General features: G+C 76.5%; 6 protein-coding genes. 1 reads left to right on the plus strand and 5 read right to left on the minus strand.

Annotated features, from left to right (window positions below; genetic code table 11):
- On the minus strand, window positions 1-1399 hold a 1399-nt coding region (locus tag ACGF5C_RS32980; RefSeq protein WP_393308042.1), incomplete at its 3' end, for a type I polyketide synthase.
- Between the two features lie 36 nt (window positions 1400-1435).
- The gene (locus tag ACGF5C_RS32985) at window positions 1436-6955 is read right to left on the minus strand and encodes an SDR family NAD(P)-dependent oxidoreductase (protein ID WP_393308044.1); all 5520 of its coding nucleotides are present in this window, start codon (window positions 6953-6955) and stop codon (window positions 1436-1438) included.
- A 283-nt stretch (window positions 6956-7238) separates the two neighbouring features.
- Between ACGF5C_RS32985 and ACGF5C_RS32990 the strand changes: the two genes are divergently transcribed.
- Window positions 7239-7997, plus strand: a complete 759-nt coding sequence (locus ACGF5C_RS32990; protein WP_393308046.1) for a thioesterase II family protein — start codon at window positions 7239-7241, stop codon at window positions 7995-7997.
- A 72-nt stretch (window positions 7998-8069) separates the two neighbouring features.
- On the opposite strand, the gene ACGF5C_RS32995 is transcribed toward ACGF5C_RS32990, so the two are convergent.
- The 3 genes from ACGF5C_RS32995 to ACGF5C_RS33005 are packed head-to-tail and all read right to left on the minus strand — an operon-like array spanning window position 8070 to window position 25523.
- Window positions 8070-8957 carry an SAM-dependent methyltransferase gene (locus ACGF5C_RS32995; protein WP_393308048.1) on the minus strand — a complete coding sequence of 296 codons (888 nt, stop codon included), beginning with the start codon at window positions 8955-8957 and terminating at the stop codon, window positions 8070-8072.
- Window positions 8958-8980: 23 nt separating this feature from the next.
- Entirely contained in the window at window positions 8981-10573 is a 1593-nt protein-coding gene (locus tag ACGF5C_RS33000) for a bifunctional 3-(3-hydroxy-phenyl)propionate/3-hydroxycinnamic acid hydroxylase (RefSeq protein WP_393308050.1), read from the minus strand.
- Window positions 10574-10607: 34 nt separating this feature from the next.
- Window positions 10608-25523 carry an SDR family NAD(P)-dependent oxidoreductase gene (locus ACGF5C_RS33005; RefSeq protein ID WP_393308052.1) on the minus strand — a complete coding sequence of 4972 codons (14916 nt, stop codon included), beginning with the start codon at window positions 25521-25523 and terminating at the stop codon, window positions 10608-10610.
- Between the last annotated feature and the right edge of the window lie 125 nt (window positions 25524-25648).

Consider the following 25648-nt stretch of genomic DNA (forward strand, 5'->3'; position numbering starts at 1 on the left):
CCGCCTCCGCCTGCTCCACGATCACGTGCGCGTTGGTCCCGGAGATCCCGAACGACGACACCGCCGCCCGACGCGGCCGATCCACCACCGGCCACGACCGCGACTCGGTAGCGAGCGCGACGGCGCCCGACGACCAGTCCACCCTCGACGACGGCGCATCCACATGCAGGGTCGCCGGCACCACCCCATGCCGCATCGCCAGGACCATCTTGATCACACCCGCCACCCCAGCAGCGGCCTGCGTGTGACCCAGGTTCGACTTCACTGACCCCAACAGCAACGGACGGTCCCCCGGCCGCCCCTGGCCGTACGTGGCGAGGAGGGCCTGCGCCTCGATCGGATCACCCAACGTCGTGGCGGTGCCGTGCGCCTCCACCACATCCACGTCGGCAGGAGACAACCGCGCGTTCGCCAGAGCCTGCCGGATCACCCGCTGCTGCGACGGACCGTTCGGAGCCGTCAACCCGTTCGACGCCCCGTCCTGGTTCACGGCGGTCCCCCGCACCACGGCGAGCACCCGGTGGCCCAGACGCCGCGCGTCGGACAGCCGCTCGACGAGGAGCATCCCGACGCCCTCGGACCAGCCCGTGCCGTCGGCGCCCTCGGCGAACGACTTGCACCGCCCGTCCGGGGCGAGCCCGCGCTGCCGGCTGAAGTCGATGAACGTCTCCAGCGTGGTCATCACGGTGACGCCGCCGGCCAGGGCGAGGGTGCACTCGCCGGACCGCAGGGACTGCACCGCCAGGTGCAGCGCCACCAGGGACGACGAGCAGGCCGTGTCGACGGTGAGGGCGGGCCCCTCGAACCCGAACGTGTACGCGACCCGCCCCGACAGGACGCTGCTGGCAGTGCCCCCGCCGATGAAGCCGTCCAGGGTCTCGGGCACCTCGCCGAGCCCGGCGGCGTAGTTGTGGTACATCATGCCGGCGAAGACGCCGACGCGGCTGCCGCGCAGGGACAGCGGGTCGATCCGGGCGTCCTCGACGGCCTCCCAGCACGCCTCCAGCATCAGCCGCTGCTGCGGGTCCATCGCCAGCGCCTCGTACGGCGAGATCTTGAACAGCTCCGGATCGAAGTCCCCGGCGTCGTGCAGGAACCCGCCCTCGCGGGCGTACGTGCTGCCCCGCCGCTCGCCGGTCGGGTCGTACGCCTCGTCGGTGTCCCAGCCCCGGTCGACGGGGAAGCCGGTGATGCCGTCGCCCCCGGCGGCGACCAGTTCCCAGAGCTGCTCCGGCGAGCGGACGCCGCCCGGGTACCGGCAGCTCATGCCGACGATCGCGATCGGCTCGTGGTTCTTGGCGTCGACGGCCTTCAGGCGTTCGCTGGTCTCGGCGAGATCGGCGGTGACGCGCTTGAGGTACTCACGGAGCTTGGCTTCGTTGGCCATCGGGGATTTCACCTGTCGCGTTGGTCGGCAAGCGGGGCGGTACGACGGTCAGTTACGACCGAACGTGCTGTCGATGAAGTCGAAGAGTTCGTCGTCGCTGGCGTCGTCGATGACCTGGGCAGCGGTGCCCGCCGCGCCGGTGTCGCCGTCCCAGCGGCTGAGCAGCGCCCGGAGCCGGGCGGCAATCGCCGACCGGGTCGTCTCGTCGGCGGTCAGCTCTTCCAGGGTCTCCGGCGGGGTGGCGGCGAACGCCGCCTCCAGCCGGTCCAGCTCGTCGAGGAGTGTGGGCGCGCCCCGGCCGGGGCCGAGCTGCGCCATCAGGTGCCCGGTGAGCGCGTCCGGGGTGGGGTGGTCGAAGGCCAGGGTGGCCGGCAGCGACAGGCCGGTGAGGGTGGTCAGCCGGTTCCGCAGGTCGACCGCGGTCAGCGAGTCGAAGCCCAGCTCGGTGAAGGACTGCCCGGAGCCGACCGCGGCCGGCGAGGAGTAGCCGAGCACCTCGGCGACCTGCCCGGTGACGAGTTCCTCGACCATGCGCCGGCGGTCCTCGTCCGACGCCCCGGCCAGGCGGTCGCGCAGGGCCCCCGCGGGCATCGCCCCGCCGGCGGCGGCGCGCCGCGGTCGCACGCCGACCAGGCCGCGCAGGGGAGCCGGGAGGTGGTCGACGGTGGTGAGGTCGCGCAGCGCGGCCAGGTCGAGGCGTACGGGCAGCAGCAGGGGCCGCCGACTGCGCCGGCTCGCGTCGAACAGGGCGAGCGCCTGCTCGGTGCCGAGCGGAGCGATGCCCTGGCGGGCCATCCGTTCCCGCCGCGCGGCGCCCAACTGGCGGGTCATGCCGCTGCTCTCCTCCCACAGCCCCCAGGCCAGGGAGGTGGCGGCGAGCCCGGCGGCGCGCCGGTGGTGGGCCAGCCCGTCGAGGAAGGCGTTGGCTGCGGCGTAGTTGCCCTGGCCGGGGCCGCCGAGCGGGCCGGCGATCGAGGAGAACAGCACGAACATCGGCAGGTCCAGGTGCCGGGTGAGGTCGTGCAGGTGCCAGGCCGCGTCCGCCTTGGGGCGCAGCACGGCGGTGGTCCGCTCGGGGGTCAGCGCGGTGACCACGGCGTCGTCGAGGGTGCCGGCGGCGTGGACGACCCCGGTGAGCGGGTGCTCGGCCGGGATGTCGGCCAGCAGCGCGGCGAGCTGGTCCCGGTCGGCCACGTCGCAGGCGACGAGCCGGGCCTGGGCGCCCAGCCGGGCGAGGTCGGCGAGCAGGTCGGCCGCGCCGGGGGCGTCGGTGCCACGCCGGCCGACCAGGAGCAGGTGGCGCACCTTGTGGGCGCCGACCAGGTGGCGGGCGAGCAGGCCGCCGAGGGTGCCGGTGGCGCCGGTGACGAGCACCGTCCCGTCCGGCAGCAGGTCGACCGCGCCGGTCGGGTCGGGTTCGGCGGGTGCCAGTCGGGGTACGAGGAGCCGGCCGTCCCGCAGCGCGAGCTGGGGTTCGTCGCCGGCCAACGCCCGGCCGAGCAGTTCGGCGTCGGTGTGCTCGTCGACGTCGACGAGGACGAACCGGCCCGGGTGTTCCAGTTGTGCGGTGCGGACCAGGCCCCAGGCGGCCGCTGCGGGCAGGTCGGGCACGGTGTCGGCGTCGTCGGCGGGGACCGCGCCCCGGGTGAGCACCACGAGTCGCCGGTCGGCGAACCGGTCGTCGGCCAGCCACCGCTGCATCGTTGTCAGGGTGTCGGCGAGGCGGTCCCGGGTGGGGCCGAGCGGCTCGCCCGCCGGGGCGGCGCCGGGCGGGAGCAGCACCAGCCGGGGGGCGTGCAGGCCGGCGTCAACGGCCTCGGCGAGGTCGGCCAGTCCGCCGGGCACCACCGCGTCGGCGAGGGCGGCGGCCTCGCCGATCGCCACGATCCCGGGGGCCCGCCGCGACGGCAGCGGCAGGGCGGTCCAGCGCAGGTCGAACAGGGGTACGTCGGCGGCCCCGGCGGTGTCGGGCTGGTCGGCGCCGACGGGCCGGGAGACCAGCGAGGCGACCCGGGCGACGGGGGCGCCCGTGCCGTCGGCGAGGGTCAGCGACACCGCCGAGCCGGCCCGTTCGACGCGTACCCGGAGGGTGGTGGCGCCGACGGCGGAGAGCGCGACGCCCGACCACGCGAACGGGAGCCGGGCCCCGGAGGCGTCGGCGTCGGCGTCGTCGGTGAGGCCGACGACGTGCAGCGCCGCGTCCAGCAGCGCCGGGTGGATGGCGAACGCCCCGGGGGTGGTGCCGTCCGGCAGCGCGACCTCCGCGAAGACCGCCTCGCCGGTACGCCACGCGGCGCGCAGCCCGCGGAACGTCGGCCCGTGGTCGACGCCGAGCCGGCCGAGCTGCTCGTAGATCGGCTCGACCGGTACGGCGGCGGCGTCGGGCGGCGGCCACTCGGTCAGCGCCCCGCCGATGTCGGCGGCTGCGGGCGCGAGGACGCCCTCGGCGTGCCGGGTCCAGTCGCCGCGCGGGTCGTCGGCCGGGCGGGAGTGGATGGCGACGCGACGGCGGCCGTGCTCGTCGGGAGCGCCGAGGGTGAGCTGCACGGCACGGGCGCCCTGCTCGGGCAGCACGAGCGGGGCGGCGAGGGTCAGTTCGTCGAGCGCGTCGCAGCCGGCCTGCCCGCCCGCGTGCAGCGCCATCTCGACCAGCGCGGTGCCCGGAACGACGACGGAGCCCCAGACCACGTGGTCGGCGAGCCACGGCTGGGTCCGCACCGAGAGCCGGCCGCCGTGGATGCGTACGTCGTCGGCGGCGGAGACGAGCTCGGCGTTCAGCAGGGGGTGCCGGCCGTTGCGTACGCCGAGGCCGGAGGCGTCGGCGCCACCCCCGGTCGGGCCGGCGTCGAGCCAGTAGCGCTGGCGCTGGAAGGCGTACGTGGGCAGGTCGACGGTCCGGGGCGGCTGGCCGGTCTGCGCGGTGAACCACGCCGCCCAGTCCACCGGCGTGCCCGTCACGCGCAACCTGGCCAACGCCGTCACCAGGGCGGTGGTGTCGGACTGGTCCCGGCGCAACGCGGGAACGTGGTGAACCGGCCGGTCGGCAGGGGTGTCCGCGGCCATCGCCGTCAGGGTCGCGTCCGGGCCGACCTCCAGGAACGTGCCCACCCCGCACCCGTGCAGAGTCGCGACCGCGTCGGAGAACCGGACCGCCTCCCGCACATGCCGCACCCAGTACCCCGGCGAGGCGATCTCACCCGGATCAGCCAACCCACCGGTGACGTTGGAGACGATCGGCAGCTTCGGTGCCTGCCAGGTCAGCGAGTCGAGCACCGCACGGAACCCGTCCAGCATCGGCTCCATCAACCTCGAATGGAACGCGTGACTCACCGACAACCGCTTGACCCGCCAACCCCGCTCCACGCAGAGCTGCCCGACCCGGTCAAGGTCAACTTCTGCACCGGACAGCACCACCGACCGCGGCCCGTTCACCGCCGCCACATCCACGCCGTCACCGGCCAACTCGCGGACCTCGCCCTCGGACGCGCCCACAGCCAGCATCCCGCCACCGGACGGGAGCGCCTGCATCAACGAACCCCGCGCCGCAACCAAAGTGCACGCGTCCTCCAACGACAGCACCCCCGCCACATAGGCGGCAGCCACCTCACCGATCGAATGCCCGGCGAGGTAGTCCGGCCGCACACCCCACGACGACAACAACTCGTACAGGGCCACCTCGACCGCGAACAAACCCGCCTGCGTGTAGACCGTCTGATCCAGCAGGTCGGGCTCACCGAACACCACGTCCCGCAACGACCGCGGCAACCGGCCCTCGAAACGGGCACACACCCCGTCGAACGCCTCCGCGAACACCGGGAACACGTCGTACAACCCACGACCCATCCCCACCCGCTGCGAACCCTGACCCGTGAAGAGGAACGCCCGACGGCCCACGACCTGCTCACCGGCGACCACACCCGAAAGCACCGAGCCCTCGGCCAGGGCACCCAGTCCGGCCAGCAGTTCCTCGCGGTCCGAGCCCAATACCACCGCCCGGTGCTCCAACGCCGCCCGCGACGTCGCCAGTGACCAGCCCACTTCCACCGCCGGCACACCCGACTCCCGCCGGACGAACTCCGCCAACCGCGCCGCCTGACCGGACACCGCCTCCGCCGACCGCCCCGACACCAACCACGGCACCACCGGCAGACCCACCACGGCCGACGCCTCGACCGCCACCGCCTCCGCCTGCTCCACGATCACGTGCGCGTTGGTCCCGGAGATCCCGAACGACGACACCGCCGCCCGACGCGGCCGATCCACCACCGGCCACGACCGCGACTCCGTCACCAAAGCCACCGCACCCGACGACCAGTCCACCCTCGACGACGGCGCATCCACATGCAGCGTCGCCGGCACCACCCCGTGCCGCATCGCCAGGACCATCTTGATCACACCCGCCACCCCAGCAGCGGCCTGCGTGTGACCCAGGTTCGACTTCACCGACCCCAACAACAACGGCTCCACGCCGTCACGGCCCTGACCGTAGGTGGCAAGGAGGGCCTGCGCCTCGATCGGATCACCCAGGGTCGTACCCGTGCCGTGCGCCTCCACCACATCCACGTCGGCAGGAGACAACCGCGCGTTCGCCAGAGCCTGCCGGATCACCCGCTGCTGCGACGGACCGTTCGGCGCCGTCAACCCGTTCGACGCCCCGTCCTGGTTCACGGCGGTCCCCCGCACCACCGCGAGCACCCGGTGGCCCAGACGCCGCGCGTCGGACAGCCGCTCGACGAGGAGCATCCCGACGCCCTCGGCGAGGGAGGTGCCGTCGGCACCGTCGGCGAACGCCCGGCACCGGGCGGACATGGACAGGTTGCCCTGGCGGGTGAAGTCGACGAACACGGCGGGCGTGGGCATGACCGTCACGCCGCCGGCCAGGGCCAGGTCGGACTCGCCGGAGCGCAGCGACTGCACGGCGAGGTGTAGCGCCACCAGCGAGGACGAGCACGCGGTGTCGACGGTCACCGCCGGCCCCTCGAAGCCGAACGCGTACGCGACCCGGCCGGAGCTGATGCTGCCGGCGTTGCCGAGGCCGAGGTAGTCGACGACGCCGTCGGGCACGTCGGCGGCACCGGCGGCGTAGTCGGCGTGGGTGAGCCCGGCGAAGACGCCGACGCGGGCGCCCTTCAGCCCGACGGGGTCGACCCCGGCGGACTCGAACGCCTTCCACGAGGTCTCCAGCAGCAGCCGCTGCTGCGGGTCCATGGCCAGGGCCTCGCGGGGCGAGATGCCGAAGAAGCGCGGGTCGAAGTCACCCGCGTCGTGGACGAAGCCGCCCTCGCGTACGCAGGACGTCCCGGGGCGTTCCCGGGTCGGGTCGTACAGCTCGGTGAGGTCCCAGCCACGGTCGGTCGGGAACGGGCCGACGGCGTCCCCGGACGCGGCGACGAGATCCCACAATCCCTCGGGGGAGGTGATCCCGCCGGGAAAGCGGCAGGCCATGCCGACGATGGCGATGGGCTGCTGCGCCTCGTCCTCGACGTCACGGAGCCGTTGCCGGGTCCGGCGCAGGTCGGTGGTGACCCTCTTCAGGTACTCCCGGAGCTTTTCTTCGGTGTCCATCAACCTGACCCATCGCGGTGGCCGGCGGAGACCTGACGTAGGCGACGGTACGAATGCGCGAATTCCTCAGGCCAGATCGGTTGTCGTCCCTTGAGCACAATTCTGCCGAGAGCCACGGGTCCCCTCTGCGGGGGAAAGCTATGGCGTCGCCATGACCTGCGACAACCCCTAACCCACGCCGCCGTCCGCTAGGGGTGGCCCCGGCCCGGTGGATCCGATTAGCGTCCGTTTGATCGCACGGCGCCCGCGCTGACGGCGGCGCCACCGGTGGAAGGACCGTGTACGAATGACCGACTCAGACAACGGCCTGTGGGTCCGCCGGTTCCACCCGGCGCCGGCCGGATCCCCGCGGCTGGTATGCCTGCCGCACGCCGGCGGGTCCGCGAGTTTCTACTTCCCGGTGTCGCGGGCGCTGTCGCCGGCCGTGGAGGTTCTCGCCATCCAGTACCCGGGGCGGCAGGACCGCCGCCACGAGCCGTGCGTCGGCACGATCCCGGAACTGGCCCGGCAGGTGTTCGGGGTGCTGGAGCCGTGGCTGGACCAGCCGCTGGCGATCTTCGGGCACAGCATGGGCGCGACCCTGGGCTTCGAGGTGGCGCGCCTGATGGAGGCGGAGACGGGGCGGCCGGCGGCGCACCTGTTCCCGTCCGGGCGGCGGGCGCCGTCGTGCCACCGGCACGAGACGGTGCACCTGCTCGACGACGAGGGCCTGCTCGCCGACATGAGGAAGCTGAGCGGCACGAACGCCGCCGTGCTGGGTGACCCGGAGCTGCTGCGGGCGGCACTGCCGGCGATCCGCAACGACTACCGGGCGGCGGAGACGTACGAGTACGCGCCGGGGCCGGCGCTGAGCTGCCCGGTGACGGTGTTCACCGGCGACGACGACCCGAAGGCCACGGTCGACGAGGCGAAGGCGTGGGAGCAGCACACCACGGGCGCGTTCGACCTGCACGTCTTCCCGGGCGGGCACTTCTTCGTGGCCCAGCACCAGGCGGCGATCCTGCGTACCATCTCGGCGGCCCTGGCCGGGACGGCGGCCCGCTGACCGCGCGGACGAGAACACGGCGCGGCCCCCGCCGCCCGGGACGCCCCGGGGCGGCGGGGGCCGCGTCGTGTGTCACGGCTTGTGGCCGACGGCGATGACGTAGTCCAGCAGCGCCAGCTCCTTCTTGATCAGCTTCTCGTCGCGCCAGTGGTTGGCCATGCCCTTGACCGCGCTGCGCTCGACCTCGGCCTGGAAGGCCGGGTCGCTGGGCCGGTTGGCCTGGAACTGCCGCCAGCCCTCCCAGGTGTGGTCCTGGATGGACTGCACGTCGACGTTGGCGAAGCCGGCGGCGGCCAACTGCTCGGCGTAGCGAGCCCGGTCGTGCCAGTTCTCGTCGGGGATGCTGAACTTGACGAAGCTGAGCGGGCCGGCGCTGATCGACATCCGGGGGGTGCCGTTGCTCAGCGGGATGATGTCGGCGGTGGCGAGGGTGCCGCCGGGCTTCAGCACCCGGAACGCCTCGGCGAAGAAGGCGCTGCGCGGGTAGAAGTGGAACGCCGACTCCAACGCCACCACCCGGTCGAACGTGTTGTCCTCGAACGGCAGCTCGGTGGCGGTGCCGAGCTGGAACTGGGCCTGCTCGGCGAGGCCCTCCTCGCGGGCGCGGTCCTGGGCGTGCTCGACGTGCCGGGGGGTGACGTTGATGCCGTGCACCTTGGCCACCCGGCGGTTCCGCAGCCAGGCGAAGTCCTGGTCGCCGTAGCCGAACCCGACGTCGAGGACGGTGTCGTCGGGCTTGAAGCCGGCGGCGTCGGCGAGCTTCATGGCCAGCGCCTCGCCGGCCACGTCGAGGCTGGTCACCCCCTCCTCCCAGTACCCGACGTTCATGTAGCGCGTGGTGCGGGCGGCGAACTCCACGCCCGGGGCCTGGATCTCGTAGAAGCGGCGGACGCGGGTGACCGGGTCCTTGGTGGTCAGGGTCCGGATGAGCCGGCCGAGCGTGCGCATGTTCTCGAACAAGTGAACTCCTTCTCGAGGGGTGGTCAGGGTTGCAGCGCCCGGGCGGACACCTGCTGGCGCAGGTCGTCCACCAGGGCGGCCAGGCCGTCCGGGCCCGCCGCCACGCCGAAGACGTAGAAGTCGGGCCGGATCAGCACGGCATCGGCGGCCGCGCCGTCCAGGTACGTCAGTAGGACACCGTCGAGGTCGACGGCGTCTCCGTCGGCGGTGGGGGCGGCGTCGCCGGGGCGGACGGTGACCCGGCGGGCGTCGAGGACGTCGAGGAACGCCGCCCGGTCCACGTCGAGGTCGGGGGCCGGGTCGTCGCGGGTGAGGAGCACGAAACCGGTGCCGACGACCTCGTCGAACCGTCCGGTGCGTCCGCCGGCGGTCACCCGGCCCTGGGGCGCGGGGTCCCCGGCGTGTGGGACGGGCGCGCCGTCGGCGGCTCGGTGCAGCACGCCGTCGACGATGGCCTCGCGCAGCGACCGGGCGTGCCGCTGCTGGGTACGCCGACGCAGCGCGGCGAGCATCACCGAGTCGCGGCCGGCGGCCTGCTTCGGATCGGTCTCGCAGATCACCTTGCCGGAGTCGATGGACATCCGGATGGCGTGCTGCACGTGCGCCCGCCGCTCCACCTCGTACGTGTCGAGCAGCGCCGGGTCGGCGAGGCCCCGGTGGACGAGGTCCAGCTTCCACGCCAGGTTGACCGCGTCACGGAAACCGGAGCTCATGCCCTGGCCGAGGAACGGGGGCATGACATGGGCGGCGTCCCCGGCGAGGAACACTCGGCCGGAGCGCCACCGGTCGACGTAGCAGGCCTGGGTGGTGTAGACGCCGTACCGGTCGAGGCGGGCGGTGTCGGGGGTGATGTCGAACAGGCCGAGCAGCCGCCACACGCTGTCGAGGCTCTGGAACTCCTCCAGGGTCTCCCCCGGCACCCGCATGAACTCCCAGCGGCGGTGCCCGGGTCCGGCGGAGACTGCGGTGCGGGGGCGGGCCGGGTCGCAGATCTGCAGGTTGTTGGGCTTGAAGTCGACCGGCTCGTTGAGCACGACGTCGCAGACCAGCCAGTCGTGGGTGAAGCCGAGGTCGGTGACGCCCGCGTCGAGCCAGCGGCGGACGAAGCTGTTCGCCCCGTCGCAGCCGAGCACCCAGCCGGCGGTGAAGGAGTGCTCGGCGCCGGCCGCGTCGACGGCGGTGACGTCCACCCGGTCGCCGTGGTCGGCCAGCGCCGTCACCTCCAGCCCGCGCAGCACCTCGACGCCGGGCAGGGCGGCGCCCCGCTCGGCGAGGCGGTCCTCCAGGCCGGGCTGGTAGAAGGAGGTGGAGTCGGGCCAGCCGGCGGGGCCGTCCTCGGCGACCTTGACGTGCAGCAGGGTCCGGCCGAAGCCGTTCTTCCAGGTGTACTCGCCGGACAGCTCGGTGACCGGGTCGTCGGCGGCCGGCGCGAGCACGTCGGCCAGGCCGCAGGCCGCGAGGATGCGGCTGGCCTCGCCGTCGTACGACACGGCCCGGGGCATGCTGTACGGGGTGGTGTGCTTCTCCACCACCCGCACGGTGAGGCCGCGCTGGGCGAGCAGGATCGCCGCCACCTGCCCGACCGGGCCGTAGCCCACGATCAGTACGTCGGTCATCGCCGTCCCTCGTGTAGTCCGCGTCGGGCCCGCGTCAGAGCCCGAGTTCCTGGTCGATCAGGCTGAAGATCTCGTCGTCGCTGGCGTCGTCGAGGTCGAGGTCGTCGTCGCTGGCGGAGGCGCCGCGCATCGTGCGCCACTTGGCGACCAGCACCTCCAGCCGGGCGGCGACCTGGGTGTGCAGCTCCGGCTCGACCACCGTCTCGGTCAGCGCCCGCTCCAGGCTCTCCAGCTCGGTGAGGATCGCCGGGACCGCCTCGCCGCCGTCGGGGACGAGCTGGGCGCGCAGGTGTCCGGCCAGCGCGGTCGGGTCCGGGTAGTCGAAGATCACCGTCGCGGGCAGCCGGTGGCCGGTGGCCTCGGCGAGCCGGTTGCGCAGCTCGACGGCGGTCAGCGAGTCGAAGCCGATCTCGTTGAACGCCTGGCCGGGCCGGATGGCGTCCGGGCTGGCGTGGCCGAGCACGGTGGCCGCCTCGGCGCGTACCAGGTCGAGCAGCAGGGCCGACTGCTCGGCGGCGGTGAGCGCCCGGAGCCGGCCGGCGAGGTCCCGGCCGCCGCCGGCCGTCGCAGACCGGGCGCGGGGGCGTTCCCGCCGCACCAGGCCGCGCATGAGCGCGGGTACGGCGGCCCGGTCGGCGAGGGCGGCCACGTCGACCCGGGTGGGCACCAGGTGCTCCTCGGGCGCGGCCAGTCCGGCGTCGAACAGGGCCATCCCGAGGTCGGAGGGGATGGCGAGCTGGCCGTCGCGGGCGGTGATCCGGGGGTCGGTGCGGTCCAGCTTGGCGGTCATCGCGCTGGCCTGCTCCCAGAGCCCCCACGCGTACGACTGGGCGGGCAGGCCGGCGCCGCGCCGGGCGTGGGCGAGCGCGTCGAGGTACGCGTTGGCGGCGGCGTAGTTGCCCTGCCCGGGTACGCCGAACACGCCGGCGCCGGAGGAGAACAGCACGAACGCGGCCAGGTCGAGGTGGCGGGTCGCCTCGTCGAGGTGCCGGGCGGCGTCCACCTTGGGCCGGAACACGGTGTCGATCCGCTCCGGGGTGAGCGCGGTGACCACGCCGTCGTCGAGGACGCCGGCGAGGTGGACCACGGCGGTGAGCGGGTGCTCGGCCGGCACGGCGGCGACCAGCCGGGCCACGGCGTCGCGGTCGGCGACGTCGGCGGCGGCCACGGTGACGGTGGCGCCGAGGGCGGTCAGCTCCCCGGTCAGCTCGGCCGCGCCGGGGGCGTCCGGGCCGCCGCGGCTGGCGAGCAGGAGGTGGCGCACTCCGTGCCGGGTGACCAGGCGGCGGGCGACGAGCCCGCCGAGCAGGCCGGTGCCGCCGGTGACGAGGACGGTGCCGTCGGGTTGCCAGCGGGCCGGCATGGCGAGCACGACCTTGCCGACGTGCCGGGCCTGGCTGACGTACCGGAAGGCGTCGGGCGCCTGGCGGACGTCCCAGGCGCGTACCGGCAGCGGGGTGAGCGTCCCGGCCGCGAACAGGCCCATGAGCTCGACGAGCATCCGCTGGAGCTCGTCGGGGTCGACGGTGGTCAGGTCGTACGCCTGGTAGGCGACGCCGGGGTGGTCGGCGGCGACCTGGTCGGGGTCGCGCAGGTCGGTCTTGCCCATCTCGACGAACCGGCCGCCGCGGGGCAGCAGCCGCAACGACGCGTCGACGAACTCCCGGGCGAGGGAGTCGAGCACGACGTCGACGCCGCGTCCGTCGGTGGCGGCGAGGAACGCCGCCTCGAAGTCGAGGGTGCGGGACGAGGCGAGGTGGTCGTCGGGGACGCCCATGGCCCGCAGGGCGGGCCACTTGCCGGGGCTGGCGGTGGCGTACACGTCGGCGCCGAGGTGGCGGGCGAGCTGGACGGCGGCCATGCCGACGCCGCCGGCGGCGGCGTGCACCAGCACGGACTCGCCGGCCCGCAGCCGGGCCAGGTTGACCAGCCCGTGGTACGCGGTGAGGAACACCACCGGCACCGAGGCGGCCTGCGCGAACGTCCAGCCGGCGGGCACCGGCACGAGCAGCCGGCGGTCGGTGACCGCGACCGGGCCGAAGCAGCCGACGAAGACGCCGAGCACCGGGTCGCCGGGGCGCAGGTCGGTGACGGCCGCGCCGACCTCGGTGACCACGCCGGCGGCCTCGCCGCCGGGCGGGCCGGGGTCGCCCGGGTAGAGGCCGAGCGCGTTGAGCACGTCGCGGAAGTTGAGGCCGGCGGCGCGTACCCGGACCCGTACCTCCAGCGGGCCGAGCGGCGCGTCGGCGGCGTCGGTGGCGACGAGGGCGAGGTTCTCCAGGCTGCCGCGCGTCGGGACGTCGAGCCGCCAGGCGTCCGCGCCGGCCGGCGGGGTGAGCGTCGGCGCGTCGGCGCGGCGGGCCAGCCGGGGGGCGTGTGGGGCGCCGCCGCGCAGCGCCACCTGGGGCTCCCCGGCTGCGAGGACGGCGGCGAGGTCGGCGACGGTGGGCTCGGCGTCGGCGTCGAGCAGGACGAACCGGTCGGGGTGCTCGGACTGCGCGGAGCGCACCAGACCCCAGGCGGTCGCCGCGTCCGGGTCGGTCACCTCGGCGGGGCTGTGCACGCCGACCGCGCCCCGGGTGAGCAGGACCAGTGGGGTCTCCGCCCAGCGGGGGTCGGCGAGCCAGCCCTGGACGAGGGCGAGCGCCTGGGCGGCGACGCCGCGTGCCCGGTCGGTGCCGGCCGCAGCCCCGGCGCCGCCCGTGTCCGGCCCGTTCGGCGCGGGGTGGGCACCGCCGAGCGGGGCGAGGACGGCGTCCGGCGGGGGCGCGCCGTCGTCGACGGCACGGGCCAGGGCGGTCAGGTCGGGGTGGTGCGGGAGCCCCGCGACGGCCGGGCCGAGCGCCACGACCCGGGCCGGTCCGGCCGGCTCCGGGGCGGCCAGCGGCTGCCAGCCGAGGCGGAACAGGGCGTCGCGGACGCTCGCGTCCTCGGCGCCGAGCTCGGCGCGGGAGATGGGGCGCATGGCCAGGGACGCCACCTCGGCGACCGGCTCGCCGGCCGCGTCGGCGACGGTCAGGGCGATCGCCTGCGGCGCGACCTGGGTGACGCGGACGCGCAGCGCGGTGGCGCCGGCGGCGTGCAGGGTGACGCCGTTCCAGGCGAACGGCAGCAGCAGCCGTCCCGCCCCGGCCTTGGCGAGGCCGCCGAAGTGCGCGGCGTGCAGTGCGGCGTCGAGCAGGGCCGGGTGCAGCCCGTAGCGGGTGGCGTCGGCCCGCTCGGCCGGGGGCAGCTCCACCTCGGCGTACACCTCGTCGCCGCTGGTCCACACGGCGCGCAGCCCCTGGAACGCGGGCCCGTACGCGTACCCGTCGGCGGCGAGCCCGGCGTAGAAGCCGGCCAGGTCGACGGCGCGGGCGTGCGGCGGCGGCCAGGCGGCGAGGTCCGCGGGCGGGGTCGGCGAGTCGGCGGTGGACAGGGTGGCGGTGGCGTGCCGGGTCCACGGGGCGTCGGCCGGCTCGTCGGCGGGCCGGGAGTGCAGGGTCACCGGGCGGCGGCCGTCGTCGCCGGCCGGGCCCACGGCCACCTGCACCTGGGTTGCCCCGTCGGCGGGCAGGGCGAGTGGCGTCTCGATGACCAGCTCGTCGAGGCCGGGGCAGCCGACCTCGTCGCCGGCGCGCAGGCACAGTTCGACCAGGCCGGTGCCGGGCACGAGCACGGTCTCCATGACCCGGTGGTCGGCCAGCCACGGCTGGGCGGCGGCGGAGAGCCGGCCGGTGAGCAGGTGGCCCTTCGCCTCGGCGAGGGCCACGGACGCGCCGAGCAGCGGGTGCCCGGCGGCGTCGAGGCCGGCGGCGCCCACGTCGCCGGGGCCGCTGACGGGGCGGGGCCAGTAGCGGCGGTGGGCGAACGCGTACGTGGGCAGGTCGACGTGGCGCCCGCCGGCCAGGGCCGGCCGCCAGTCCACCGGCACCCCGGCCACGTGCAGCTGGGCCAGGGAGAGCAGGAACCGGGCCCGGTCGCCCTGGTCGCGCTGTACCGAGCCGACCACGATGGTGTCGTGGTCGGCGAGGGTCTCCTCGATGCCGACGGTGAGCACCGGGTGGGGGCTGCACTCGACGTACGTGTCGTGGCCCTCAGCGGCCAGCGCCCGGACGGCCCGTTCCAGCTCGACTGGCTGACGCAGGTTGCGGTACCAGTAGTCGGGACCCAGCTCGGTGCCGTCGACCCAGCGCAGGTCGGTGGTGGAGAACATCGGCACGGCGGCCGGGCCGGGCGTGATGCCGGCGAGGGCGTCGGCCAGCTCGTCGCGGATGCGTTCGACGTGCGCGGAGTGGGAGGCGTAGTCGACGGCGATGCGGCGTACCCGGGCGTTCTCGGTGGCCAGGTTCGCGAGCAGTTCCTCGACGGCGGCCTCCTCGCCGGAGACCACCACGGCGGCGGGGCCGTTGACGGCGGCCACGGCGATCCGGTCCCCGTACGGGGCGACCCGCTCGCGGACCACGTCGGCGGGCAGCGCGACCGAGGCCATCGCCCCGTGCCCGGCGAGGGCCCGGATGGCGCGGCTGCGCAGCGCCACGACGCGGGCGGCGTCGGGCAGGGAGAGGATCCCGGCCACGCAGGCGGCGGCGATCTCGCCCTGCGAGTGGCCGACCACGGCGGCCGGCTGCACGCCGTACGAGCGCCACAGCTCGGCCAGCGACACCATCATGGCGAACAGGGCGGGCTGCACCACGTCGACCTGGTCGAGGCTCGGCGCGCCGGGGGTCTGGCGCAGCACGTCCAGCAGCGACCAGTTCAGGTGCGGGCGCAGCGCGGCGTCGCAGGCGGCCATCCGCTCGGCGAACACGGGCGCCTGGTCGAGCAGGTCCAGCCCCATGCCGAGCCACTGGGAGCCCTGGCCGGGGAAGACGAAAACGCACCGGCCGGCCGGGCCGGCGTCGCCGCGTACCAGCTCGGGGGCCGGCCGGCCCTCGGCGAGCGCGTCGAGGGCGGCGGCGACCCGCTCGGGGTCGGCGCCGACGAGCACGGCCCGGGCGTCGAACGCGGTCCGGGTGGTGGCCAGTGACCAGGTCACGTCGATGGGGCGCTGGTCGGTGTACGCGGCGAGGTGGGCGCGCAGCCGCCGGGCCTGCCCGGCCAGCGCCTCGGGGGTACGGGCCGACAGCAGCCACGGCAGCGCGGCGGGTTCGGCTGGCTCGGCGGGTGGCTCGTCGACCGGGGTGGGCTCGTCGGCCGAGGCGGCCTCGACGATGACGTGGGCGTTGGTGCCGCTGATGCCGAACGACGACACGCCGGCCCGCGCCGGCCGGTCCACACGGGGCCACGGCCGGGCCTCGGTGAGCAGTTCGACCGACCCGGCGTCCCAGTCGACCCGGGAGGTGCGCCGCGCGGCGTGCAGGGTGCGGGGCAGGACGCCGTGCCGCATGGCGAGCACCATCTTGATCACGCCGGCGACCCCGGCCGCGGCCTGCGTGTGCCCGAGGTTGGACTTGACGGAACCGAGCAGCACGGGCGGGGCGTCGGCGGGGCGCTGGCCGTACGTGGCGAGGATCGCCTCGGCCTCGATCGGGTCGCCGAGCGGGGTGCCGGTGCCGTGCGCCTCGACCACGTCCACGTCGGCGGGGGTCAGCCGGGCGGCGCCGAGCGCGGCGCGGATCACCCGCTCCTGGGAGGGGCCGTTCGGGGCGGTCAGCCCGTTGGACGCGCCGTCCTGGTTCACGGCGGTGCCGCGCACCACGGCGAGGACGGGGTGGCCGCGACGGCGGGCGTCGGAGAGCCGTTCGACGACAAGCATGCCGACGCCCTCGGACATGCCGAACCCGTCGGCCTCCTCCGCGAACGCCTTGCACCGGCCGTCGGCGGCGAGGCCGCGCTGGCGGCTGAACCCGGTCAGCCCGGCGGGGCTGGACAGCACGGACACTCCGCCGGCCAGGGCCAGGTCGCAGTCGCCCTGGCGCAGCGCCTGGACGGCCAGGTGCAGCGCGACGAGGGACGCCGAGCAGGCGGTGTCCACGGTGACGGCGGGCCCTTCCAGCCCGAGGGCGTACGCGACGCGGCCGGACAGGACGCTGCCGGCCGTGCCGGTGAGCAGGTGCCCCTCGTCGGCGGTGACCTCCCCGTCGTCGGAGGGGACGCCGGGGGCGATCTGGTCGGCGTAGTCCTGGCCGTGGGTGCCGGCGAAGACGCCGGTGCGGCTGCCGCGCAGCCCACCCGGGTCGATGCCGGCCCGTTCCAGGGCCTCCCAGGAGGTCTCCAGCAGCAGCCGGTGCTGCGGGTCCATGGCGAGGGCCTCGCGGGGGCTGATGCCGAAGAACTCGGCGTCGAAGTCGGCGATCCCGGTGAGGAACCCGCCCGAGCGCACGTACGTCTTCCCGGGCGTGCCCGGCACGGGGTCGTACAGGTCGGCGAGGGGCCAGCCCCGGTCGGTGGGCAGGTCGCCGACGACGTCGGCGCCGGCGTCGAGCAGCCCCCACAGCTCCTCGGGGGAGCCGATGCCGCCGGGGAACCGGCACGCCATGGCGACGACGGCGACCGGCTCGTCCAGGGCGACGGTGCTCGCGTCGGCGACCTCGGTGGCGGCGGTGCCGAGCAGCCGGGCGTGCAGGTGGGCGGCGAGCGCCTCCGGGGTGGGGTGGTTGAACACGGCGTGCGGCGCGAGCCGGACGCCGGTGGCGGCGGAGAGCCGGTTGCTCAGCTCGACCGCCATGAGGGAGTCGAAGCCGAGTTCCTTGAACGGGCGGCGGGGTTCGACCTGCTCGGGGCCGGCGTGCCCGACGACGGTGGCGCACCGGGTGCGGACCAGGTCCAGCAGCACGGCGGCGCGCTCGGGCTCGGCCAGCCCGGCCAGCCGGTCGGCGAACCCGGACCCGGACGTGGCGGCCTCCGCGTGGTTGACGGCCCGGCGCGGCGGCGGGGGCAGCAGCGCCCGCAGCAGGGCGGGCGCCTCCCCGGTGGCCCGGACGGCGGCCAGGTCCAGCCCGATCGGCACGACGGCGGGCCGGTCGGCGTGCAGCGCGGCGTCGAACAGGGCCAGGCCGGCGGTGGTGTCGAGGGGGCGGGTGCCGCCCCGGGCGAGGCGGGCCAGGTCGGCCTGGCTGAGCCGGCCGGCCATGCCGTCCCCTTCCGCCCACAGGCCCCACGCCAGGGCGGTGGCCGGTAGGCCGGCGGCACGGCGGTGCGCGGCGAGCGCGTCGAGGAACGCGTTGCCGGCCGCGTAGTTGCCCTGGCCGGGGCTGCCGAAGACGGCGGCGGCCGAGGAGAACAGCACGAACGCGGCGAGGTCGAGGCCGGCGGTCAGCTCGTGCAGGTGCCACGCGCCGTGCACCTTGGCCCGCAGGGTCCGCTCCCAGCGGGCCGCGTCGAGGCCGGTGAGCAGCGCGTCGTCGGTGGCCCCGGCGGCGTGCACGACGGCGACCAGCCGGTCGGCCAGCGGGGCGACGACCGCTTCGAGGACGGCCCGGTCGGCGACGTCGGCGGCGACCAGCCGGACGGTGACCCCGGCGTCGGTCAGCTCGGTCATCCAGTCGGCGGGCCGCGCGGTGCGGCTGATCAGCACCAGCTCGGCGACGCCGTGCGCGCGGGCGAGGTGCGTGGCGACGTGCCGGCCGACGCCGCCGGTGCCGCCGGTGACCAGCACGGTGCCGCCTGCGAGGGCCGGGTGCGGCGCGCCGGGGGCGGTGCCGGCCTCGGCACGCGGCGCCGCCGGCCCGGGTGGTGCGGCGGGGTGGTCGACCGGACGGAGCCGGGGCAGCAGAGCGCGGCCGTCGCGGACGGCCACCTCCGGCTCGTCGGGGCCGACGGCCAGGGCCGCGCGGACGGCCGCGTCGTCGCCCGCGTCGAGGGTGAGCAGGAGGAACCGGTCGGGGTGCTCGGCCTGGGCGACCCGGACCAGCCCGGCGACCGGGGCGTGCACGGGGTCGCCGTCGCGCACGGCGAGGGCGAGCCGGGTGGTCTCCGCGCGGGGGTCGTCGAGCCAGCGCTGGAGCAGGCCGAGGACCTCCAGCCCGACGGCGTGCGCCCGCTCGGGCACGGCGTGCCCGGGGTCGCCGTCGCCGACCCGCAGCACCAACAGCGGCGGCAGCGGCCCGCCCGGGGGCGTGCCGTCGGCGAGGGTCCAGGCGGGCACCGGCGCGGGCGGGCCGGCCGGGGGCAGCCAGTCGACGGCGTACAGGCCGGCGGGCGCCGGGACGGCGGCAGAGGCTTCGGCGGGCGGCAGGTCGACCGCCCGCAGCACCACCCGGTCCGCGTCCAGCACGGGCGCGCCGGCGTCGTCGACGGCGCTGAGCGCGACCGCGTCCGCCCCGGCGGGGGCGAGACAGACCCGCAGCGCGTGCGCGCCGGCGGCGTGGGCCCGGACGCCCGACCAGTCGGTGGGCGCGACGGTCGCGCCGGCCTCGGCGACGGTCGGGAAGTCGGCGAGCGGCAGCAGGCGCAGGGCCGCGTCCAGCACCAGCGGGTGTACGCCGTACCGCTCGGCGTCGGCGTCGCGGGCGTCCTCCGGCAGGCGTACGTCCACGTACAGCCGGTCCCCGGCGACCCACGCGGCCCGGGCCAGGTCGCCGGCCAGCGCGCGGCGCTGTGGCGTGCCGAGGTCCACGGGGCGTGCCCCGGCGGGCGGCCAGGGGGCGCCGGCCGGTCCGGCGGCGGGCGAAAGGGCCGGCCCGGCGTGCGAGAGCGCCGGAGCGGCCTGCGGGTCGGGCGGGGCGAGCACCGCCTCGGCCACCTCCCGCCAGGGCTGGTCGTCGCCGGCCCGGACGTGGCAGCGGGCGACCCGGCGCAGGTGCTCGTCCGGCCCGTCGACGGTGACCTGCACGTCCACGGCCAGCCCGGCGGGCAGCGGCACCGGCGCGGGGACGGTCAACCGCTCCACGGTCGGGGCGTCGAGGAGCCCGCCGAGGTGGGTGAGCACGTCGAGCAGGGCGGTGGCGGGCAGCAGCGGCGGCGCGCCGTCGGCCGGCGGGGCCAGCCACGGGTGGGTGGCCGCGGCGACCCGGCCGGTGCAGACGACCTGCCCGGTGCCGGCGACCGGCAGCACCGCGCCGAGCAGCGGGTGCCCGGCGTCGGCCAGCCCGACGTCGGCGGGACCGCCGGCCACCGCCGAGTACGGCAGCCAGTAGTGCCGGCGCTGGAACGCGTACGTGGGCAGGTCGACGCGGCGGTGCGGGCCGGGGCCGGCCACGGCGGCCAGGTCCACGGCGACGCCCCGCGTGTGCAGCCGAGCCACGGCGGCGAGCAGCGCGTCGGGTTCGCCGTCGACGCCGCGCACGGCGGGCACGAACGCCAGGTCGTCGGCCTCGGCGGCCAGGCAGTCCTGGGCCATCGCGGTGAGCACGCCGGCCGGGCCGATCTCCAGGAACGTGGTGACGCCCTGGCGGCGCAGGGCGCGCACCCCGTCGAGGAAGCGGACGGTGCCCCGGACGTGCGCCACCCAGTACTCGGGCGAGCAGAGCCGGGCCGGGTCGACCGGCTCGCCGGTCAGGTTGGACACCATCGGCAGGTGCGGGGTGCGGTAGGTGAGCCCGGCGGCGACCGCGCGGAACGCCTCGAGCATCGGCTCCATGCGCGGCGAGTGGAACGCGTGCGACACCCGTAGCCGGCTGGTCCGCCGGCCGGCGGCGCGCAGGGTGGCCGCGACGGCCAGCACGGCGTCCGTGTCGCCGGAGAGGACGACGCTGGTCGGGCCGTTGACGGCGGCGAGACCCACCCGGTCGGTCAGGTGGCCGGTCACCTCGGCCTCGTCGGCCTCGACGGCGACCATCGCGCCCCCGTCGGGGAGCTGCTGCATGAGCCGGGCCCGGGCGGCGACCAGGGCCGCCGCGTCGGCGAGGGAGAACACCCCGGCGACGTGCGCGGCGGCCAGCTCGCCGACGGAGTGCCCGCCCACGGCGTCGGGGCGTACGCCCCAGGACCCCAGCAGCCGGTACAGCGCCACCTCGAACGCGAACAGGCCCGGCTGGGTGTACAGGGTCCGGTCGAGCCGGTCGGCCAGCTCGCTCCCCTCCGGCGCGAACACCACGTCCGCGATCCGGTGCGGGGCGTGGCCGGCGAGGCAGCGGTCGAGTTCGGCACAGGCGGCGTCGAAGGCGTCGGCGAAGACGGGGTACGCGGCGTGCAGCGCGCGGCCCATGCCGGGCCGCTGGCCGCCCTGCCCGCCGAACAGCAGGCCGAGCTGCCCGTCGACGACCCGCCCGGTCAGCAGTGCGGCGGTGTCGGGGTCCTCCTCGCCCCGGGTGAGGGCGGTCAGGCCGGCCCGGGCGGCGGCCGGGTCGCCGGCCAGCACCACGGCCCGGTGCTCCAGGGCGGCGCGGGTCGTGGCCAGCGCCTGGCCGACGTCGGCCGGGTCGGTGTCCGCCCCGGGCCCGTCGAGCCAGGCGAGCAGGCGGGCGGCCTGGTCGCGCAGCGCCTCGCCGGTCGCCCCGGACAGCGGCCACGGCACGGGCGGCCGGGCCTCCGGGCCGGCAGCGGGTGCGGCCTGCACCTCAGCCTCGGCGACGCGGCTGGCCACGGCGTCGGCCGTGCGGACCGCCACGGCCTCCGCCTCGGCGGGGGCGGCCTCGACGATGACGTGGGCGTTGGTGCCGCTGATGCCGAACGAGGAGATCCCGGCGCGGCGTGGCCGGCCGGTCCGGGGCCACGGCACGGAATCGGTGAGCAGCTCCACGGCGCCCGCCGACCAGTCCACCTCGGACGTCGGGGCGTCCACGTGCAGGGTGCGCGGCAGCGTCCCGTGCCGCATGGCGAGCACCATCTTGATCACCCCGGCGGCCCCGGCGGCGGCCTGGGTGTGGCCGAGGTTGGACTTCAGCGAGCCGAGGCGCAGCGGCTCCGCGTCGCCGCGTCCCGCCCCGTACGTGGCGAGCAGCGCCTGCGCCTCGATCGGGTCGCCGAGTCTCGTGCCGGTGCCGTGCGCCTCGACGGCGTCCACGTCGGCGGCGGTGAGCCCGGCGGCGGCCAGCGCCCGGCGGATGACCCGCTCCTGGGCCGGCCCGTTGGGGGCGGTGAGCCCGTTGGACGCGCCGTCCTGGTTGACGGCGCTGCCGCACACCACGGCCAGCACGGGGTGCCCGTGGCGGCGTGCGTCGGAGAGACGTTCCAGCAGCAGCAGGGCGACGCCCTCGGACCAGCCCGTGCCGTCGGCGCCCTCGGCGAACGCCTTGCACCGGCCGTCCGGGGCCAGCCCGCGCTGCCGGCTGAACTCGACGAACGCCTGCGGCGTACCCATGATCGCGACGCCGCCGGCCACGGCGAGGGTGCAGTCCCCGGCGCGCAGGGCCTGGGCGGCCAGGTGCAGCGACACCAGCGACGACGAGCAGGCGGTGTCGACGGTGACCGCGGGCCCCTCCAGGCCGAGCGCGTACGCGACCCGCCCGGAGACGACGCTGCCGGCGGTGCCCACGCCGAGGTAGCCCTCGGTGCCGGGCGGGGCCTGGCGCAGGTTCGCCGCGTAGTCGTGGTGCATGACGCCCGCGAACACGCCGGTGGCGCTGCCGCGCAGCGAGGTCGGGTCGATGCCGGCCCGCTCGAACAGTTCCCAGGACGTCTCCAGTAGCAGCCGCTGCTGCGGGTCCATGGCCAGCGCCTCGCGGGGGCTGATCGCGAACAGGGTGGCGTCGAAGTCGGCCGCGTCGGGCAGGAACCCGCCCACCCGCACGTACGAGGTGCCGGTCTGGTCGGGGTCGTCGGAGAACAGGTGTGCCAGGTCCCAGCCGCGGTCGGTGGGGAACCCGGTCAGCCCCTCCCGCCCGGAGTCGACGAGGTCCCACAGCTCCTCGGGCGAGGCGACCCCGCCGGGCAGCCGGCAGGCCATGGCCACGATGACGATCGGGTCGTCGGCGGCGGACCAGGCCGGCCCGTCCAGGGCGGCCACCGGCTCCGGGGCGGCGCCGCGCAGCCGGGCGACGAGGTGCCGGGCGAGGGCGTCGGGGCTCGGGTGGTCGAACGCGGCCGTCGCGGAGAGCCGTACCCCGGTGGCGCGGGCCAGCCGGTCGCGCAGCGCGACGGCGGCGACGGAGGTGAAGCCGAGTTCCTTGAACGCGCGGGCCGGGCGGACGGCCGCCGGGCCGGGCAGGCCGGCGACCTCGGCGGTGGCGGCGCGGACCAGGTCGAGCAGGAGCCGGTCGCCCTCGGCGGTGGTCAGCGCGGCCAGGCGGCGGCGCAGCTCGGCGACGTCGGCGTCGCCGGCGGGGCCGGTTCCGGCGGGCGCGCGCCAGGCCGGGTGCGCCGGGTCGGCCGGGCCGGCGAGCAGGACGAGGTCGTCGCCGTCGTGGGCGGCGTCGAACGCGGCGAGGTCGGCGCGGACGGCGGCTGCGGCCTGGTCCGGGCCGCCCGACACGGATTCGTCGGGCCCGGCGGGCCCGGCCGCCGGGCCCAGCCCGCCGCTCGTACCGACCAGCCGGGCGGGCAGGCCCGCCGCGCGGCGGCGGGCGACCAGGGTGTTCAGGGCGCCGACGGCCGCCGACGCCCGCTCCCGGCCGGCGGCGCCGCGCAGCAGGGCCGCCGGGGCGAGGACGGTGAACGCCGTGGCGGCGGCGTGCCGGGTCCGGGCGTCCAGCGCCTCGGCGAGGGCGAGCAGCCGGGCGACGGCGTCGTCGGCGGCGAAGTCGTCGTCGACCGGGCAGAGGAACACCGCGCCGAGCGGCGCGTCGTCTCCGGCGGCCCGTCCGGCGCGTAGCGCGGTGGCCTCGGCGCCAGCCGCGACCAGGTCCGCGATCAGGTCGTCGAGGCCGGCCGTCGGGTCGGTGCGGACCAGTCGCACCTGGCGGGCGCCGTGCGCGCCGACCAGGTGCCGCGCGAGGGCCGCCCCGGTCGCCGCGTCGGCGCCGGTCACCAGCGCTACACCGGCCGGGTCGACGACCGCCGCCGGCCGCGCGGGCGGGCCGGCCGGGGCCGGCGCGAGGACCGGGTGCCGGGCGGCGCCGGCGCGGAGGGCGACCTGCGCGGCACCGGCGTCCACGGCGGCCGGCAGCAGGGCCAGGGAGCGCCCGTCGGCGTCGCGGTCGACCAGCACCACCCGATCCGGGTACGCGGCCAGCAGGCAGCGGCCCACCGCCCAGGCCACGACGGCCGGCGGGACGAGGTCGGGGGCGTCGGCGTGGTCCGGGATGGACGCGTCCACGGCCCCGGTGGTCAGCAGCACCAGCCGGCCGCCGGCGGACCGCTCGTCGTCCAGCCAGCCCCGCGCCGCGTCGGCGAGGCCCGCCGCGTCCCCGGCGGGCCCGACCGCCAGCACGGTCACGTCGGGCCGGTCGGCCTCCGCGGCCAGGTCGGCCAGGTCGGGGTACGCCCGCACCACCGCCCCGGCGGCGCGCAGCGTGGCGGCCGGCTCCTCGCCGCCCGCGCCCACCACCGCCCAGCGCGGGGCCGGGGGGCCTCCGTCAGCGTCGGCCCCGGTCGACGGCGCGGCGGTCAGGTCCAGCGGGCGCCAGACGATCCGGCTCAGCGTCTCGTGGTGGCTGCCGTTGACGGCGCGCAGCCGGGCGGGCCGTTCCAGCAGCAGCCGCCGGGTCACCTTGCCCGACGCGGTCCGGGGCACGGCCCCGATCTCGTACAGCTCCTCGGGCACCTTGTGGTACGCGAGCCGCTCCCGGCAGGCCGCGTACGCGGCCCAGGCGTCGAAGCCGTCCGGGCCGGGAACGACGAACGCCACCGGCACCTCGCCGAGCACATCGTGCGGCCGGCCGGTCACCGCCACGTCGGCGACGCCGGGCACCGCGCGCAGCGCGTCCTCCACCTCGCCAGGGTGGATCTTCTCCCCGCCCCGGATGATCAGCTCTCGGTGCCGTCCGGTGACGAACAGGTTGCCGCCGGCGTCGAAGCGGGCCAGGTCGCCGGTGCGGTACCAGCCGTCGCGCAGCGCGGCGGCGGTGACCTCCGGCAGCCCGTGGTAGCCGAGCATGACGCTCGGGCCGCGTACCCAGACCTCGCCCTCGTCCCCGGTCGGGACGTCCAGCCCGGTCTCGGGGCTGACCAGCCGCACCTCGACGCCGTCCACCGGCTGCCCGCACGAGCCCTCGACCCGGGGCCGGTCGGGTCGGGTGATGGCGATCGAGCCGCAGGTCTCCGTGCTGCCGTACGCGTCGAGCAGCGGCGCGTCGAAGACCTCGTGGAACGCGCGCCGCAGCGCCCCGGTGGTGATCGCCCCGCCGACCAGGCACACCCGCAGGGCCGGGGCCCGGAAGCCGGTCTCCCGGGCGGCGGCCACCAGGTGGTGGTACATCGCGGGCACCCCGGCCAGCACGGTGGCCTCGTCCTCGGCGACGGCGCGCAGCACGTCGTCGGCGGAGAAGCCGTCGACGAGCCGGGCGGTGGCGCCCACCGCGGTCACACTGAGCACGCACCCGATGTGGGACAGGCTGTGGAACAGCGGCAGCGGCCAGACCACCCGGTCGGCGTCGGTGAGGCCGGGCACCGGCACGTAGCAGGACGCCACCGACCACAGGCAGGTGCGCTGGGTGGAGAGCACGCCCTTCGGCTCGCCGGTGGTGCCGGAGGTGTAGAGCATCCAGGCGACCTCGTCGAGGCCCAGGTCGTCGCGGGCGGCGACGGCCGGCTCCGCGTCGGCCAGGTCGCGGAACGCGGTGACGCCCTCGGGCGTGGGGTCGTCCCCGACGACCCAGAGGCGCAGGCCCGGCCGGTCGGCCCGCAGCCGCAGCAGCCGGGCCAGGTGCGCCGGGTCGGTGACGACGAGCACCGCCCCGGAGTCGTCCAGCAGGTGGGCCAGTTCCGCGTCGGTGCTGTGCGGGTTCAGCGGTACGCCCACCGCGGCGGCCCGGGTGACGGCGAGCCACGTCTCCACCGTCTCCACGCGGTTGCCGAGGCACATCGCCACCCGCTCGCCCCGCCCGACGCCCGCCGCCGCCAGGTGGCCGGCGAGCCGTCGCGTACGCGCCTCCAGGTCGGCGTACCCGACGGCGCGGCGCTCGTCGCGGAAGGCGACCTTGTTCCCGAGCCGCGCGGCGTGGGCCCTGAGCAGATCGGGCAACGGCTGGATCAGGTCGCTCCGAAGCATGTCACCACATCCGTCCGTCGGCGAGACTCCTCATCGCGGCGTAGACCTCGCTCGCCGTACAACGGCCCAAGTCTTCCGAGCACCGTGGCGGCGACCTACCCCTGTCACCCCCTAAGTCGTCCCCA

The sequence above is a fragment of the Micromonospora sp. NPDC047620 genome (assembly GCF_043205005.1).
GTDB lineage: Bacteria > Actinomycetota > Actinomycetes > Mycobacteriales > Micromonosporaceae > Micromonospora.